At 70.6% G+C, this 17,235-nt stretch carries 11 protein-coding genes; 9 read left to right on the forward strand and 2 right to left on the reverse strand.

Features of this window, described 5'->3' with window-relative positions; all coding sequences use genetic code 11:
- Positions 1 to 207 precede the first annotated feature (207 nt).
- From JYJ93_RS16440 to JYJ93_RS16465, 6 genes are read left to right on the forward strand one after another with little or no spacing between them, the layout of a single operon-like run.
- The gene (locus tag JYJ93_RS16440; protein ID WP_206792393.1) at positions 208 to 771 is read left to right on the forward strand and encodes a chemotaxis protein CheW; all 564 of its coding nucleotides are present in this window, start codon (positions 208 to 210) and stop codon (positions 769 to 771) included.
- Positions 768 to 2,270 carry a CheR family methyltransferase gene (locus JYJ93_RS16445; protein ID WP_206792395.1) on the forward strand — a complete coding sequence of 501 codons (1,503 nt, stop codon included), beginning with the start codon at positions 768 to 770 and terminating at the stop codon, positions 2,268 to 2,270. The genes JYJ93_RS16440 and JYJ93_RS16445 overlap by 4 nt, the downstream gene beginning before the upstream one ends.
- Before the next feature lie 39 nt (positions 2,271 to 2,309).
- Positions 2,310 to 3,917 (forward strand): methyl-accepting chemotaxis protein, encoded by a 1,608-nt coding sequence (locus JYJ93_RS16450; RefSeq protein WP_206792397.1) that lies wholly within the window; start codon positions 2,310 to 2,312, stop codon positions 3,915 to 3,917.
- Entirely contained in the window at positions 3,914 to 4,327 is a 414-nt protein-coding gene (locus JYJ93_RS16455; protein ID WP_014398150.1) for a response regulator, read from the forward strand. The genes JYJ93_RS16450 and JYJ93_RS16455 overlap by 4 nt, the downstream gene beginning before the upstream one ends.
- A gap of 11 nt (positions 4,328 to 4,338) precedes the next feature.
- On the forward strand, positions 4,339 to 4,920 hold the full coding sequence (locus JYJ93_RS16460; protein WP_206792399.1) for a chemotaxis protein CheW: 582 nt from the start codon (positions 4,339 to 4,341) through the stop codon (positions 4,918 to 4,920).
- Positions 4,921 to 4,935: 15 nt separating this feature from the next.
- Positions 4,936 to 7,485, forward strand: a complete 2,550-nt coding sequence (locus JYJ93_RS16465; RefSeq protein ID WP_206792401.1) for a response regulator — start codon at positions 4,936 to 4,938, stop codon at positions 7,483 to 7,485.
- Positions 7,486 to 7,575: 90 nt separating this feature from the next.
- Here JYJ93_RS16465 and JYJ93_RS16470 read toward each other — a convergent pair whose 3' ends face one another.
- A complete protein-coding gene (locus JYJ93_RS16470; RefSeq protein WP_242543831.1) occupies positions 7,576 to 8,520 on the reverse strand; it encodes a histidine kinase dimerization/phospho-acceptor domain-containing protein in 945 nt (314 codons plus the stop codon).
- 280 nt (positions 8,521 to 8,800) lie between these two features.
- On the opposite strand from JYJ93_RS16470, the gene JYJ93_RS16475 reads away from it, so the two are divergent.
- The 3 genes from JYJ93_RS16475 to JYJ93_RS16485 all read left to right on the forward strand — a co-directional run bounded on the left by JYJ93_RS16475 (position 8,801) and on the right by JYJ93_RS16485 (position 14,109).
- Positions 8,801 to 10,876, forward strand: a complete 2,076-nt coding sequence (locus JYJ93_RS16475) for an alginate lyase family protein (RefSeq protein WP_206792403.1) — start codon at positions 8,801 to 8,803, stop codon at positions 10,874 to 10,876.
- 71 nt (positions 10,877 to 10,947) lie between these two features.
- The gene (locus JYJ93_RS16480; protein ID WP_277989548.1) at positions 10,948 to 12,267 is read left to right on the forward strand and encodes a nucleotide sugar dehydrogenase; all 1,320 of its coding nucleotides are present in this window, start codon (positions 10,948 to 10,950) and stop codon (positions 12,265 to 12,267) included.
- Positions 12,268 to 12,402: 135 nt separating this feature from the next.
- Positions 12,403 to 14,109 (forward strand): TldD/PmbA family protein, encoded by a 1,707-nt coding sequence (locus JYJ93_RS16485; RefSeq protein WP_242544459.1) that lies wholly within the window; start codon positions 12,403 to 12,405, stop codon positions 14,107 to 14,109.
- Here the strand turns inward: JYJ93_RS16485 and JYJ93_RS16490 are convergent.
- Positions 14,106 to 17,198, reverse strand: coding sequence for an alpha-amylase family glycosyl hydrolase (locus JYJ93_RS16490; protein WP_206792407.1), 3,093 nt, complete (start codon positions 17,196 to 17,198; stop codon positions 14,106 to 14,108). The genes JYJ93_RS16485 and JYJ93_RS16490 overlap by 4 nt on opposite strands.
- Between the last annotated feature and the right edge of the window lie 37 nt (positions 17,199 to 17,235).

The raw sequence follows: 17,235 nt of genomic DNA on the forward strand, positions 1-17,235 counted from the left end.
AAAAGCAGCGCCTCCGTATCCAAGCACAACTCGCCGGTGCGGCGCACGCCGAGGGGGTCCGGAATCCACCACGTCGGGGCAAGCGCGACCCCGGTCGCAGGGGGGGATGTGAGTCGCGACCTTCGGGTAAGCCCGCATTGCGTTGGGCAGGGCTCCCGGATTACGGTTTTTCTTCCTGCCCGCCATTCGGTGGGCCGAGTTCTTCAGATGGCCGAAACCCCCAGAGTCCCCGTTCCTCCGCAGGCGCGCCGGCTCTCCGTGCAACAGCGCCTGAGCGCGCTGGAGGCGGAGCAGAACCAGTTGCGCCAGGAGCTCGCCTCCCTGCAGGGAGAGGTCCGCCTGCCGGGCCTCTACCTGACCGTGGAGGCAGGCGACACGACCGCGCTCGTGCCCGCGAAGCAGGTGCAGGAGGTGGTGCGGTTGGTGGCGCTGGATCCGCTGCCCGGCGCGCCGGTGCACGTGTCCGGTTCATTCGTCTACCGCGGCAGTCCGGCGGTGGTGGTGGACGTGGCGCGCATGATGGGCGTCAAGCGCACGCCGGACCTGGACTCGCTGCTGGTGGTGATCGACGCGGGCCGCATGGTGGCGCTGCTGGTGGACCGGGTGAAGGACCTGGTGGAGACGCCGGTGCTGGTGGACGGCTCGCAGGGCGGCGAGGAGAAGCTGCCCTGGGATGGCACCGGGCTGATGGCCGGGCTGTGCCGCACGCCGGAAGGCCTGCGCCCGCTGCTGCGCACGAGCGCGCTGCTGAACGGCACGGAGGGCCTGTGAGCGAAGGGCTTCTCGATGACGCAACGCTCGCGAAGGTCGAGGAGGTGCTCCAGGGCGCCTGCGGCCTGACGCTCGCGAGCAGCCTGCGTCGCTCGCTGGAGCCCGCGCTGTCCCGCGCGGCGCTGACGCGCAACCTGTCCGAGGTGGCCTTCCTGCGCCAGCTGCTCATCCGCGAGCCGACGGCGGTGGAGGCCTTCATCGAGCACGCCGTCATCGGCGAGACCTACTTCTTCCGCCACCCTGAGCACCTGCGCGCGCTGGCCTCGCGGGCGAAGGCGCACCAGGGCGGCCCGTTCCACGTCTGGAGCGCGGGCTGCGCGAGCGGCGAGGAGCCCTACAGCATCGCCATGGCGCTGATGGCCGCGGGGCTGGGCAACGGCGGGCGCTTCCGCGTGCTGGCGACGGACGTGTCCGGCCGGGCGCTGCAGCGCGCGAAGGCCGGCGTGTACAGCCCGTGGTCGCTGCGGCGCATCGAGCCGGACCTGGAGAAGCGCTTCCTGGTGCCGCACCCGGCCGTGTCGGGGAACGACACGCAGCACACCGTCTCCCCGGAGGTCGTGCGCACGGTGGACTTCCGCCGCCACAACCTGGCCACGGACGCGGTTCCGTCCCTGGGCTTCCACGCCATCTTCTGCCGCAACGTCCTCATCTACTTCACGCCGGAGCTGGTGCGCGCGGTGCTGAGCCGGCTGGTGAGCGCGCTCGCGCCGGGCGGGCTGCTCTTCGTGTCGCCCGCGGAGGTGCCGCTCACCAACGGGATGGGGCTGGAGACGCTGGACGTGGATGGCACCCCCGTCCTGCGCATGCCCCTGGAGCAGCCGTGGCTCGCGGGCGAGTCCGCGACCGTGGCCCCGCGCCGTGACGCGCTCTCATCCTTCACCGCCGCCGCGCTCGGCCGGACGATGCCGGTGCCGGACGGCCCGCGGCTGGAGCCCCGCCGCGACACGCCGGCGCCGGGCAGCCTGCGGCTGGAGCCCCGCCGTCCCACCCCCGCGCCCATGCCGGCCTACGCGCCGCGCGCGACCCCTCGGACGCCGGCCCCGGAGGCCGCTCGGGCCCAGGCCGCCACGCCGGCTGCTCGCGCGGCCCAGGACGCGGGCCTGCTGACGCGGGCGCTGGAGGCGGCGCACGCGGGCCAGTTCGAGGAGGCGGAGGCGCTGGCGCGCGAGGCGGCGCGGGCGCTGTCCCCGGAGGCGTACCTGCTCCTGGCGATGGTGGCCGAGTCGCGCAACGACCTGGACGCGGCGGTGGAGGCGGTGCGCAAGGCGCTGTATCTGGAGCCGCAGCTGGCGCTGGGACATGCGACGCTGGTGGCGCTCTACAGCCGCCTGGACAGGCGCGAGGACGCGGAGCGCGCGCGGCAGAACGCGCTGCGCGCGCTGGATGGATTGGATGACGAGCACCCGCTGCGAGGCGTGGAGACGACGATGACGGCGGGAGGCCTGCGGCAGGCGCTGGCCCCCCGTCCTTCGCAGATGGGCTGGCAGGGCGCGCGCTGAAGCCATGGCGCGCGCCGGTACACGTGAGGTGGGGACAACGTGGAAGCGAAAGGTTTGAAGGTGGCGTCGCCTCAAGGGGCGGATTCGACCAGGCTCAGCCTGCGGACGAAGATCCTCGGGGGCACGGGCATCTTCGGCATCGTGCTGGTCGGCATCCTGACCTTCGCGTTCTGGATGCAGATGAGCGACGGCCTGCTGGATGAGCTCACCAAGCGCGCGCGCGCGGTGGGCATCGGCATGGCGTTCAGCGTGGCCGCGTCCGCGGCGTCGAACGACGCGGCGATGCTCCAGCTGGGCACCGACGCGGCCCTCAAGAGCGTGCCGGACATCGCGTACATCGTGATCCGCGACTCGAGCGGCAAGGTGCTGGCGCGCTCCGCGGGCGAGCAGTTCTCGACCGCCGCCGCCGTGGAGCCCGCGGACGGCGACGGGGTGGTGGACCGCCTCCTGACGGCCGGCACGCTGCCCGTGGTGGAGACGACGGCGCCCATCCTCTTCGGCCCGCCGGGCAGCGCGCCCAAGCGCGTGGGCACCGTGCAGCTGGCGCTGGACCGCGAGGCGCTGGCGGAGTCGCTGTCCTCCAGCACCTGGCGCACCGCGGGCCTGGGCCTGCTGGTGCTGGTGCTGGGCCTCCTGGCGGCGGCCGGCATGGCCAGCCTCTTCATCCAGCCGCTGGAGCGGCTGGCCCGCGCGGCGGTGGGGATCGCCGCGGGGGATCTGCGCCAGCAGATCGACACCACCGGCACGGACGAGATTGGCGAGCTGGCGCGCAGCTTCGCCACCATGGCGGACGCGCTGGTGCACCTGCTGCACGACCTGCGCGGCGCGGCCACGGACCTGGAGCACGAGGCCGCGGGCGTGCTGGCCACGTCCACGCAGCAGTCCGCGATGGCGCACCAGCAGGCGTCCGCCATCAACGAGACCAGCACCACGGTGGCGGAGATCGCCCAGACCTCCAAGCAGGCCACGTCCTACGCGGACGCCGTGATTGCCCAGACGCAGAAGTCGGAGTCGCTCAGCGCCCAGGGCCAGAAGGTCGTCACGGAGAGCGTGGAGGGCATGGAGAAGCTGGGCGAACAGGTGAAGGCCATTGCCCTGTCCATCACCGACCTGAACGAGCGCACGCTGCAGATCAGCGACATCATCGGGCAGGTGAAGGACGTGGCGGAGCAGTCCAACCTGCTGGCCCTCAACGCCTCCATCGAGGCGGCGAAGGCGGGCGAGCACGGGCGCGGCTTCGCCGTGGTCGCCACGGAGATGCGCACGCTGGCGGAGCAGTCCCGCATGGCGGCCGAGCAGGTGCGCGTGCTCCTGGGGGAGGTGCAGAAGGGCACCCGCGTGGCCGTCACCACGACGGACGAGGGCAGCAGGCGCGCCCAGGCGGCGATGGAGCTGGCGCGCGGCGCGGGCTCCACCATCCTGGGCCTGTCGGAGGTCATCCGCGAGTCGTCCGGGGCGGCGCGGCAGATCGCGGGCAACACGCGGCAGCAGACCATTGGCGTGGAGCAGATCGCCACGGCGATGGGCGAGCTGACGTCCGCCATGAGTGATTCGGTGGAGGGCACCCGGCGCATCGAGCAGGTGGCCGGCAACCTCTCCATCTTGTCGAAGCGCTTCTCTGAACTTGTAGGCAGGTACCAGCTATGAACAGCAACGTGACGGGTGGGGCACGCAAGGCGGCGAAGGTGCTCATCGTGGAGGACACGAAGACCATCACCAACCTCCTGCAGGTCTACCTGATGGGGTGGGGGCTGGACTTCCTGGACGCGCCCAACGGCGCGGTGGGACTGAAGCGGGCGCGCGAGCAGAAGCCGGACCTCATCATCTCCGACGTGCAGATGCCGGAGATGGACGGCTTCGCGCTGTGCGCGGCCATCCGGGGCGACCCGAAGCTGCACGACACGCCCTTCATGCTGCTCACGTCGCTGAAGGACGACGCGAGCCGCCAGAAGGGGAAGCTCGTCGGCGCGAGCGCGTTCCTCAACAAGCCGGTGTCCGTGGACGACCTGCGCTCCAAGGTGCGGGACATCCTCAAGCTGCCGGCCACGAAGTACTGATCCGCCCGCCCATGTCCAACGAAGACCGCAAGCTCCTGCCCATCGACTTCGACGAGCTGAAGGCCTCGCTCGACGCGGCCCAGATGCTGCTCGAAGGCGCCACGGTGGTGAGCGCCCACAGGCGGCGCGAGGTGCTGCACCAGCGCGCGGTGGCGCTGGCCAACTCGCGCCATGAGACGCGCCAGGAGGTCGTCACGGTGCTCGCCTTCCACGTGGGCGGCGAGCGCTACGCGGTGAAGATCGACTACGTGGACCACGTGCTGGAGTCGCGCGGGATGTGCTCGCTGCCCGGGGCGCCGCGCCACGTGCTGGGGGCGCTCCTGTCGCGCTCGCGCATCGTGCCGGTGCTGGACCTGCGGCAGCTGTTGGGGCTGGAGGGCGGGGGCATGTCCGACCTGAGCAAGGTCGTGGTGGTGGAAGTGGAGGACGAGGCGTTCGGGCTGGCGGCGGAGGTCGTGGACGGACGGCTGGAGTTGCCGCGCGCGGAGCTGTCCCAGCCGCCGCCGGGGCCGTTCCTGTTCCTGACGTCGGACCGGCTCACGGTGCTGGACCTCACACAGCTGGGCAACCCGGCGGCCGCACGGCGCGGCTAGAGGGGACTGGGTTTCATGGATCCGCAGTTGCTGCGCAGCATCTGGCCGGTGTTCGCCGCGGAGACGCGCGAGCAGATTCAGGCCATCGGGTCGAAGGTGCTGGGGCTGGAGCAGCCGGCCAGCGCCCGCGACGCGGACCTGCTGCCGTCGCTCAAGCGCGTGGTGCACAGCCTCAAGGGCTCCGCGGCGAGCCTGGGGCTGGACGACATCGAACGCATCGTCCACGCCATTGAGGACGGGCTGTCCCACGTCAACGTGGAGCAGCCCATCTCCCGGGGCGCCGTGGAGGCGATGCTCCGGGGCCTGTCCGCCATCGAGAACGCCCTCAACCGGGGCGACGCGGGGGAACAGCCCGTGGTGGACGGCGTGGCCTCGCTGCTCAAGGCCCTGGGCCACGAGGAGCCGGCCGCCCCTGGCTCCGACGACGCCGCCATCAACGGCCCGTTGGGCGAGGACGGGCTGAAGGCGCTGGTGGCGCTGGAGAACGCGCTGAGCACGCTGGTGTCCCCCAAGGTGGAGGACCGGGCGGCCGCGGTGCGCGCGGCGGTGGACCAGGCGCACGCCCTGCGCCAGAGCGCGGAGGCCGTCCAGGCGGACGTGGTGGCGTCCCTGGCGGAGGCCGCGGCGCTGGGCTTCACGCGCATGGAGGAGGGCGGGGACGCGGCGGGACAGGCGGCGTCCGAGGTCGCGGGCGCGCTGGTGGACCTGCGCATGGCGCTGAGCGTGGCGGAGGAAGCGGACGCGGTCCGGGAGCCCGAGCCCGTGAACCTGGCTCCGGTCCCGGTGGCGGCGAAGCCCGCGGCGCGCGCGAGCACCCCGACTCCCGAAGGCAGGGCCGGGACGGTGGACCGCGCGGTGCGCGTGTCGGTGAAGACGCTGGACTCGCTGGCGCTCCAGGTGGAGCACCTGGTGTCCGGGCGGGCGCAGCTGGGCCGGCGCACGGAGGGCTTCCGGTCGCTGACGGACCAGGCGCACGAGGTGCTGCTGCACCTGGAGCGCGCCGCGTCGCAGCTGGCCATGTCCGGCGGCGGGCCCGCGCTGGAGCCGCTGCGCACGGGCGTGGGCCTGATGCGCACGATGCAGAAGCGCCTCCTGGAGCAGGCGAAGGAGGCGCACCGCGACGGTGAGCAGCAGGCGCTCATCGGGCAGGTCATCCGCGACGACCTGCGCGACCTGCGCATGGTGCCGGCCTCGCAGGTGCTGGAGCCCTTGCGGCGCACGGTGCGCGAGACGGCTTCGCGGCTGGGCAAGGAGGTGGCGCTGGAGCTGGGCGGCACCGACGTGCGGCTCGACCGGCGCATCGTGGACGCGCTGAAGGATCCGCTGGTGCACCTGGTGCGCAACGCCATCGACCACGGGCTGGAGATGCCCGCGGCGCGCAGGGCGGCGGGCAAGCCGGAGACGGGCCGGCTGGTGGTGCGGGTGGAGGCGCGGGGAACGCGCATCGGCGTCATCGTGGAGGATGACGGCGGGGGCCTGGATCCGGTGCGCGTGCGCGCGACGGCAGTGCGCCGGGGCCTGATGACCCAGGAGGCGGCGGACAAGCTGTCGGACGCGCAGGCCGCGCGGCTCATCTTCCAGCCGGGCTTCTCCACGCGCGACGAGGTGACCTCCACGTCGGGTCGTGGAGTCGGCCTGGACGTGGTGCTGGCCACCGCGCAGCGGCTGCAGGGCAGCGTGGACGTGGAGTACACGGCTGGCAGGGGGACGCGCTTCATCGTGGACCTGCCGCTGACGCTGGCGGCGGCGCTGGGCCTGCTGGTGCGCACCGGCACCACCGTCACCGCGATTCCCTCCGACACCGTGAAGCGCGTGCTGCGGCTGGACGCGGACGACGTGGGCACGGTGGCGGGGCGCGTGGTGGCGCGGCTGGACGGCGAGCAGCTCACGTTCTTGTCGCTCTCGGAGGCCATCGGCCTGCCGCGCATGCCGCTCGCGCTGGAGTCGGGCCGGCGGCAGACCGCGGTGCTCCTGTCCCTGGGCGAGGAGCGCGTGCTGTACGCCATCGACGAGGTGGTGGGGCAGCAGGAGCTGGTGGTCCGCTCCCTGGGCAAGCACCTGCGGGACGTCACGCACCTGGCGGGCGCGGCGGTGCTGGACGACGGCCGCGTGGTGCCGGTGCTCAACGCGCCGGAGTTGCTGCGCGCGGCCAAGCCGGACACGCGCACCTCCAGCGGCGAATCCAAGCTGCCGCGCATCCTGGTGTGCGACGACTCGCTCACCACGCGCTTCGCGATGAAGTCCCTGCTGGAGATCGCCGGCTACCCGGTGGTGACGGCGTCGGACGGCGAGGAGGCGTGGCAGGTGCTGGAGCGCGTGCACTGCCACCTGGTGGTCAGCGACTGGCAGATGCCCCGGCTGGACGGCGTGGGACTGGCGCGGCGGATCAAGGGCCACCCCATGTTCCGGCGCACGCCCATCATCCTGGTCACCTCGCTGGACAGCAACGAGGACCGCGCGGCCGGCCTGGAGGCGGGCGCGGACGGCTACCTCGTCAAGCGCGAGGTGGAGCGCGGCAAGCTCCTGGAGCTCGTGCGACAGCTGCTGCCCAGCTCCGCGGCCTGAAGAAGGGCAGGGAGGCCTGGAGACGACGACGCCCCGTCCTTCGCCTGGCGCGAGGGACAGGGCGTCCGTGTTTTTCAGCCGCGGGGCGCCTCAGCGATGGACGGCAACGGGAAAGGCGTCATCCCCCGGCAGCACCAGGGTGATTTCCAGCCGGGGCTCCACGGCCACGGCCAGCGTGCCTCCCAGGCGCTCCGCGAGCTGCTGGAGCATGCCCTGCGTCCGCGCCGTCAGGGCCGCGCCAGGGCAGGCCCGGACGCGCAGCAGCCACTGGGAGGCGTCCTGGGCCGGACTCAAATGGACGTCCACGGCGACAGCGCCAGCGGTGCCCCTCGCCAGGGTTCGGGCGAGCAGCTCCCAGTCCGCCGGGGCGCCGCTCACCGGCACGGTCCGTTCCGCGGGCAGCGTCAGCGTGGGGGCGGCGCGGCTTCGCGTGGGCGCGAAGGCCTGCGTCAGCACGGGGCGCAGGTCGTCCAGGCCCGGCACCGGCGGCGACAGGCGCCGGTCGATGAGCTCCTTCTGATCCGCGGCGACCTTGGCGATCCGCTCCAGGTAGCGCTGCGCCTGCGGGCCCAGCGGTCCGCCGGTGCCCTTGAGCATCATGTCCACGTAGCCCTTGATGACCATCAGCGGCGTTCGCAGGTCGTGCGCCGCGCGCGAGCGCCGCTTGTCCTGCAGGGCCACGGTGCGCTCCAGGCGCCGCTTCGCTTCGAGCAAGCGGGCCTGCCGCGCGCCCTGGGCCACCTCGCGCGCGTGCGCCGCGAGCAGCGCCGGGGCGAACGCGCTGAAGCGCTTCACCACGCTCCGCTGCGACGTCGTCATCGGCGCGGGCCATAGCTCCAAGACGGAAGGCCTCTTCGATGCATCCGCGCGACGGGCGGGGACATTCCCCACCTTCATCACGCACGCGCGTCCTTCATAGAGGGCCGCGCCGGTCGCGCCGGTCAGCCGCAAGGACGCCTTGAGGAGAGCCTCCAGGCCCGCGCGCGTTCCTCCGCGCAGCGCCTGCTCGGCCACCGCCGTCAGCGTCGTTTCCATCCTGGCATCGAGGTCGTCCTCGATGCGCCGCCCCATCCAAGCCCCAGCCCGCACGCGCCAAGGAATGGCCATGCCCGTCAAGAGGCGCAACGGCTCCACCAGGGAGCACTTCCGTTCCGCACCAGGCAGCAATCCTTTACCCACCGTGATCGGCACGGGCGGACATTTTTACCGCCGTTCGGGCAGGCCCCTCGCGCCAAACCCTTGCTCTTGCTGGGAAAAGGTTTTGGCCAGCCGCTTGCTATCACCTGCCCACGTCAGGCTGGGCGGGAAGGGGCGGATGGGTACTCTCGATTACTACGCGACGATGGCTCGGATGGCGCCTGGGGCGCTCGCGAAGAGCGCGGTCCGCCGGGTCCAGAAGGTCGCTCGGCAGGCGCTGTACCGCCGCCGGGAGCAGGTGGACGAGGCGCAGTTGCTGGAGTCCTTTGGCGCCACCCGCGCCGAGGACCTGGTGACGCTCGCGCTGGATCACCGCACGTCGCGGGCCTGGTGTGAGCTGTCGCAGCGCGAGTCCGCTCGCGCCGCCATCCAGAGTGTTCCGGGTGCGAAGGCTCGCACCGCGCTGCGCGCCGAGCGTGCGCTCCGTCAGGAGTGGGACGTCTTCGGCACGAAGGTGGCCTTCGGTGAAGGCAAGCCGGTGGACTGGTCCCTGGAGCCGGTGAGCGGCCGGCGCTATCCGGTGGATCCCGTGGAGCGCATGCCGCTGCACGTGACGGGCATGGATCCGAAGTACCCGTGGGTGATGGCGCGGTTGGACAGCGCGCTGGCGCTGGCCCAGGGCGCGTGGGTGGCGGACACCGAAGCGGAGCGCTCGCGCTTCGCCACGGCCTTCGTCGCGCAGACGCTGGACTTCCTCCAGGCGAACCCCGTGGGCATGGGCGTCCACTGGACCTGCCCCATGGAGATTGCCCTGCGCGCGGCCAACCTCGCGCAGGCGCTGGCGATGTTCGCGGACGCGCCGGAGGTGCGCCGTCCGGAGTTCCTGGTGCCCGTGCTGGGCGCGCTCGCGGAGCACTGCGCCTGGGTGGAGGTCCACCTGGAGGACACCAGCGCGGTGCCCAACAACCACCTCGTCTCCAACTACGTGGGGCTGGCGGTGGTGGGGCTGCTCTTCCCGGAGCTGCCCGGCGCGCCCCGTCAGGTGGCGCTCGCGGCCAACGGCCTGCGCACGCAGATGGAGGCGCAGGTCCACCCCGAGGGCACGTCCTTCGAGGGCTCCATTCCCTACCACCGCCTGTCGGTGGAGCTCTTCACGCTGGCCTACCTCGTCGCTCGTGGCGCGGGCGTATCACTGGGCCCCGCGTATGAGTCGCGTCTGCGACTGATGTTCGTCGCGGCTCGCGCGTGGTCTTCGGAAGCCGGCCTGGCGCCGCAGATTGGCGACAACGACAGCGGCCGCATGTTCCCGTTCCAGGACCGTGAGGATGGTGATCACGGCTACCTCGCGGGGCTGGGCGCGGCGCTCTTCAACGACGCGGGCCTGGGCGGCGGCGTGTTCCCGGACGAGGCGGCGTGGCTCCTGGGCGACGCGGGCTTCGTGCGCTTCCACGCGCTGCCCGTGGCTCCGGCGCCCGCGTCTGTAAGCTTTTCGGAAGGTGGCTTCCACATCTTGCGCGGTGAGGGTGTCGTGCTCACCGTCTCGGCCGGAAAACAGGGGCAGCGGGGCGTCGGAGGACACAGCCACAACGACAAGCTTTCCTTCGAGCTTCACCTCGCCGGCCGCCCCGTCATCGTCGATTCAGGCACGGGTTCGTACACGCGGGACCCGGCCCTGCGCAACGCGATGCGGAGCACCGCGGCGCACAACACGCTTCAGGTGGATGGGGCGGAGCAGGCCCCGATGGATCCGGCGCGGCTGTTCGCGCTGCCGGAGGATGCCCGGGCTCGCGTCGTGGCCTTCCAGCCCGGCGCGAAGCATGACCGGTTGGTGGTGCGCCATGACGGCTACCGCCACCTGCCGGCCCCGGTAGGGATTGAGAGGACTTTCTTCCTCGACCGGCACGTGCGCGCGCTGGCCGTGGGGGACCGGCTCGTCGGAACGGGCCGTCATGAGGTGGTCGGACGTTTGCACCTGCCGGATGCGCAGGCGCGGTGGTGCCAGCCCGCGGCGGATGTGGTGGCGCGGGCGGGGCGCGTGCAGGAGGGCCCGGAGGCCTTCGATGCACGGGCCCTGGAGATTGGACCGGCGGATGCACCCGCGGGTTGGGTGCTCTTCGGGCAGGGGTTGGAGACCCTGCTCGTGCCGTCTCGCTACTCGCCCGCGTATGGGCGCGTGGTGCCGGCGGTGTCGGTGGAGTTCCGGAGGCAGCTGACGCCTCCGGCATGGTTGGGGTGGGTGTTCGTCTTCAGGTGATTGGTGTGGGTCGGGACGTGTGAGCCGGCGAGGCCGCACGTCAACTGCTGGGAGTAACGACAATGCGCGTGATGGTTGGCAACCCGTTGCTGGGTCGGATTCAGAATCGGGAAGCGAAGGTGGGCGTGGTGGGTCTCGGGTACGTCGGTCTTCCGCTGGGCATGGCCTTCGCGGAAGCGGGCTTCCCGGTCACGGGGCTGGACGTCGACCAGCGCAAGATCGACAAGATCGCCAAGGGTGAGAGCTACATCAAGCACATCCCCAGCGCGCCGCTGGCGGAGCTCACCAACGCTGGCAAGCTCAAGGCGACGAACGACTTCGCGAAGTCCCGCGAGCTGGACTGCGTGGTCATCTGCGTGCCCACGCCGCTGACCGCGTCGCGTGAGCCGGACATGACCTTCATCATCCAGACGGGCGAGGCCCTGGCGCCGTACGTGCGCCCCGGCCAGCTCTTCATCCTGGAGTCCACCACCTACCCGGGCACGACCGAAGAGGTGCTCAAGCCGCTGCTGGAGAAGAACGGCCTCAAGGCGGGCGTGGACTTCTTCCTGGCCTTCAGCCCCGAGCGCGAGGACCCGGGCAACAAGGGCTTCAATACGAAGACGATTCCGAAGGTCGTGGGCGGCTACTCGCCCGCGTGCCTCGAGGTGGCGGTCGCCCTCTACGGCAGCGCGCTGAAGGAAGTGGTCCCGGTGTCGTCCACGCGCGTGGCGGAGCTGGCCAAGCTGCTGGAGAACATCTACCGCTGCGTGAACATCGCCATGGTCAACGAGATGAAGATGCTCTGCGACCGCATGAACGTGGACGTGTGGGAGGTCATCCAGGCCGCCAGCACCAAGCCCTTCGGCTTCCAGCCGTTCTACCCGGGCCCCGGCCTGGGCGGGCACTGCATCCCCATCGACCCGTTCTACCTGACGTGGAAGGCGCGCGAGTTCGAGTTCCACACCAAGTTCATCGAGCTGGCCGGTGAGGTGAACTGGCAGATGCCCTACTACGTGGTGCAGCGCACGATGGAGGCGCTCAACCAGAACAAGAAGGTGCTCAACGGCGCGAAGGTCCTCTGCATCGGCGCGGCGTACAAGAAGGACATCGACGACCACCGCGAGTCCCCGTCGCTGCGCGTGATGACGCTCCTCAAGGAGAAGGGCGCGGAGATCGCCTACCACGACCCGTTCGTGAAGGAGCTGCACAAGGGCCACGGCTTCAACATGGAAATGAAGTCCGTCCCGCTCGACCCGGAGACGCTCAACCAGTACGACGCGGTGATGATCCTCACGGACCACTCGCACATCGACTACAACGAGCTGGTCCAGCGCTCGAACATCGTCATCGACACGCGCAACGCGACCAAGAGCGTCACCCAGGGCCGCGAGAAGATCGTCAAGGCGTAAGCCTGTAGCCAACAGGGCATGCGGGCAGGAGGGTCCTCGCTTCACGCCTGGCGCGTGAGGGGAGGGCCCTCGCCGCGTTTCTGGCTACAGTGCGTGGCCGTGCCTGGCTCCTCCCGTCCCCTGTTCCCGCTGTTGATGGCCGCGTCGCTGCTGATGGGCGCCTCTCCCGCTCCCGACCCTCGCGCCCCGCTGCTGGACGCGATGAGCGCGGAGCTCCAGCGCAACCAGCAGCAGCTCAAGGTGACCGGCCATGAGGCGCCGTACTTCCTGAGCTACGGCGTGAAGGACTACGAGTCGCGGTTGATCATCGCGCGCTACGGAGCGCTGTTCCAGGACGACGACTACCGCGAGCGCAAGCTGGGCGTGGACGTGCGCGTGGGCAGCTACGACTACGACAGCTCCGTGGCGGACTCGCTCGACTTCGGTTTCAGCACCAGCAAGGGCTCCAGCTTCACCGCGCGCAAGGACGGGCCGCAGGACGACTCGCCGCTCGCGCTGCGCACGGCGCTGTGGCTCGTCACGGATGAGAAGTACAAGGCCGCGCTCTTCCAGTACCTGAAGAAGAAGGGCGAGGACGTCTACGCGGTGGAGGACCCCAAGCGCCCCGCGTCCTTCTCCCGGGAGACGCCGGCCACCTACGTGCAGCCGCCGGTGCCGTTCCCGTTCGACAGGCAGAAGTGGCGCAAGCTGGCGCGAGACGTGTCCGCGCGCTTCAACGCGCACCCGGAGCTGTTCGATTCAGAGGTGCGTATCACCGCGGACAAGGTCACGCGGCTGTTCGTGTCGTCGGAGGGCACGCGCCTCATCACGGAGGAGACGCTGTACGCGTTCCACGTCTCCGCGGTGACGCGCGCGCCGGACGGGCAGCTCCTGGACAACTCGCGCAGCTTCTACCTGCCCACGGAGGCGGGCATGCCGAGCGAGGCGCGCGTGCACGAGGCCGCGCGGAAGGTCATCGACGAGCTGCTCGCGCTGCGGCAGGCGCCGGCCATCACCCCGTACGCGGGCCCGGCCATCCTGGCGCCGGAGGCCGCGGGCGTGCTCTTCCACGAGACGCTGGGCCACCGGCTGGAGGCGGACCGGCAGGACGGCGACACCGACGGCAAGACGTTCAAGGGCCAGGAGGGCAAGCAGATCCTCCCGGCCTTCCTGTCGCTGCGGGATGATCCGTCCCGGCGCGAGGTGAACGGCGAGCCGCTCAACGGCTACTACCTCTATGACGAAGAGGGCGTGAAGGGTCAGCCGGTGAGCCTGGTGGAGAAGGGCGTGCTCAAGGGCTACCTGATGAGCCGTCACCCGGTGGAGGGCTTCCCCAGGTCCAACGGCCACGGGCGCGGCCAGGGCACGCTCCAGCCGGTGGCGCGCATGGCCAACCTCATCGTGGACAGCACGAAGCAGGTGAGCGACGCGGAGCTGAAGAAGCTGCTCATCGCGGAGGCGAAGCGGCAGGGCAAGCCGTACGGGCTCATCATCCGCGACATCACCGGCGGTAACACCAACACGTCCAGCTACGGCTACCAGGCCTTCAAGGGCGTGCCGCGCATGGTGTACCGGGTGGACGTGAAGACCGGGGAGGAGACGCTGGTGCGCGGCGTGGAAATCGTGGGCACGCCGCTGTCGTCCGTGAACCGCATCCTCGCCACGGGCCAGCGGCCAGGCGTGTTCAACGGCTTCTGCGGCGCGGAGAGCGGCAACGTGCCCGTGTCCACCGTGGCGCCCGCGGTGCTGCTCCAGGAACTGGAGCTTCAGCGCACCATGGAGGGCAAGGACCGGCCGCCGCTTCTGCCGGGCCCGGCCGCCCTCCAGAAGGGGACGGCCGGACCGGAGGCGAAGAAGGACTAGCCGACCTTCTTCATCACCACGTAGCCGCCGGCGGGGATGTTCACCGGGGTGTTCCCGCCGTTCAGCGTGGCGCCGTAGTTGCCGAAGTTGCCGCCGCCGTACACCGCGGCGTCGCTGTTCAGCACTTCCTTCCACTGGCCCGGGGGCAGGGGCAGCGAGTAGCCCTCCAGGTTCTTCTTGTTGAGGCTGCCCACCACGAGGAACTCCTCGTTGCCCGACTTGCGCGTGAAGGCCATCACGCTGTCGTCGTTGTGGGTGTAGACGCGCTTCACCTCCGCCGCGGCGCTGAAGGCGTCGCTGCTGTTCCTGAGGCCGATGGAGTCCTTGTAGAAGCTGAAGGACTGCCGGCGGGTGATGTCCAGCATCGCGTCCCGGCGCTCGGAGGCGGGCATGGCGGCCACCTCCGCGAACAGCTTCTTGTCGTCCGCGGAGAAGGCCTTGTACGCGCTGTCCTTCGCGCGCGCGTCCGGGGACAGGCTGAAGAGGCGCTCGTAGGTGGCCTTGGTGGTGTCGTTGAACGTCACCTTGCCGAAGTCCACGCCCTTGCCGATGTCCTGCCAGCTCCAGTCGCTGTCCCAGGTGGACGGGTTGCCCCACTTGAAGGGGTTCTGGGCGCCGAACTCGTCACCCTGGAAGAACATGGGGATGCCGGGGCCGGCCATGCCGATGCCGGCGGCGAAGCGGGCGGCGCCGCGCGCCCAGTTGTCCGGGAAGTCGGTGGGGTTCTCGCCCTCCGCGGTGTCCATGGTGCGCTCCGCGTTGCCCACCTCGTCGTGGTTGCTGATGATGGACAGCGCGTGCTTCCAGCCGTCCAGGCCGCGCGGGTTCGTCATCAGGTTCACGAACGCGTCCACGTCCGTCTTCATCCCGCGCGAGGCGGCCTGGATGAGGCCCGGCTTGCTGTTGTCGCGCACCAGCCGGTGCTGGAACTCCGTGTACCACTGGGCGTCAAAGCCGCCGCCCGTGCCGTCCGCCTTCGCGGGGCGCGAGATGTCCGGCTCGTAGTCGAACTGCTCCGCCACGGTCCACGCGTTGGGGTTGATGAAGTGCACCTGGCGGTTGATCTCCCGGAGCATGTCCCAGCCGTCCTTGCCGCCCGTGCCCTTGATGGGCTCCGTGAAGTCGAAGCGCAGGCCGTCGAACTTCAGCTCGGCGATCTGCTGCACGGCGTGGTCCACGAAGAGCTGCTTCACCTGCGGCGTGTTGTACGCGGGCACGGCGCCCCACGGCGTATCGCGCTGCTCGAACTGGCCGGGCTCCTTGGCCCAGTTGAAGTAGGGGTTGCTGGGGCCGCCCACGTTCCACAGGCCGTTGTGGTCGCCGAAGACGTGGTTGTAGACGACGTCCGACACCACGTTCAGGCCCTTGCCGTGGGCCGCGTCGATGAAGCGCTTGAGGGCCTCATCGCCCTCCACCCACTGGCCGGTCTCGTCCTCGAAGCCGAAGGAACTCTCCGTGGCCAGGCTGTTGACGCCCAGGTAGCCCCAGTTGCGCGCGCCCTCCACCTCGTTGGTGGGCAACAGCTCCAGCGTGGTGACGCCCAGCTCCTTGAAGTAATCCAGCTTCTTGATCAGGTCCTCCATGGTGGAGCGGTTGGCGTTGCCCGCCTCGCCCAGGAAGCTGCCCGGGTGGAGCTGGTACACCACCCACTTGGACGGATCCTTCTCACGCGGCACGTCGTCGTTCTTGAACTGGAACGTCGTGGGGTCGGTGAGGATGGAGCCGCGGAAGTCCACGCCGCTGCCCTTGGTGATGAGGTTGCTCCAGGGGTCGTTCTCCGTGGACGCCCGGCGCTCCACGTCGGACAGCTTGCCGTCGTTGTTCACGTCGTCGCGCAGGTGCAGCTTTCCCTGCGCGTCCTTGTCGAACACCTGGAACTCGTAGCGCAGGCCGGCCAGCTTGTCCGGATCGTTGACGAGCGCGGTCCACGCGCCGGCCTGGTTCGTCATCTTGATGCGGCCGTCGTCGGTGACGTTGCGTGACCAGAAGTCGTTGAGCTTTCCGCCGTGCAGCTTGTCGATGAGGGTGTCATCGAACTTGCCCAGGCGCTCCTGGAGCTGCTGCTTGTTGAGCGGGTTGCCGTCGCCGTCCTTGAGGACGAGGAACGCGCTGTCCGCGTCCTCCGCGCTGTCGATGTCGAAGCGCATCAGGCCGGTGGCGCCGGGGAAGTAGCGGTCCACCTCCTTGCCGCGCGTGGGGTCCAGGTAGAGCCGGTCCAGGCCGCGCTGCTCGCCCATCATCCGGCGCGCGTACGGGTCCGGGCGGTCGCTGACAGCGCCCGTGGAGTCCACGACCTCGTAGACGTAGGCCTTGCCCTCCATCTGGGCCCACGCGCCCTTGGCCTGCGCGGTCCAGTTGCCGCCCTCGTCGCGCGTCATGGGGATGCGCTGCTCGCGGCCCTCCTTGTCCGTCACCTTCACCTGCACGGCCCGCGCGTCCGGCGCCCAGAACTTGAAGTTCACGTCCTGGCCGGACTTCTGCGCGCCCATCGAGTGGTACGTCGTGGGCGAGTAGGACGCGGTGGCCTTGGACAGGTCCAACTTGAGGTTGCCCTCGCCCATCACCGCCCACTGGTCCTTGCCGGACGGGCCGTCCACGCTGACGCCCCACTCCCAGTTGTGCGCCAGGCCGTCGTCCGCCACTTTCACCGTGGCCTCGTACTTGCCGTTGCCCAGCGGCTTCATGGGGATGCCGCCGGAGGACCACTGCGCGTCGTAGCGGCCGTCCGCGCCCCAACTGCCCTTGAGCTTCGGGTTGGTGAGCGCCGCGTGCGGGCCCGCGTCGTACGTGAAGGTGATGGTGCGCGTCGTGGGGTTCGCCACCGTCGCGCCGTTCTTCACCGCGGACGTGGGCGCGGCGCCCAACAGCGCGCTCGCGTTGGCGGAGCGGGCCAGGTTGCCGGTGCCGGCCACCGGGGCGCGCGCGCCGGTCGCGGGGGCGGACTCGAAGCCGGACTGGTTGCGCTTCGTGGCGGCGGCCTTCGCGGCGGCGGCCTTCTGACGTTCCGCCAGCGTGGCGGCGGTGGGGGTGGTGCTACCCGTGGCGGGGGTCGAGGAGAGTTTCGGGCGGTTGATTTTGGAATCAGTCACGGGGCAATCCTCCAGCGGCCCACGCATAGCGGGCTTG

This window comes from Corallococcus sp. NCSPR001, from assembly GCF_017309135.1.
Classification (GTDB): Bacteria; Myxococcota; Myxococcia; order Myxococcales; family Myxococcaceae; genus Corallococcus.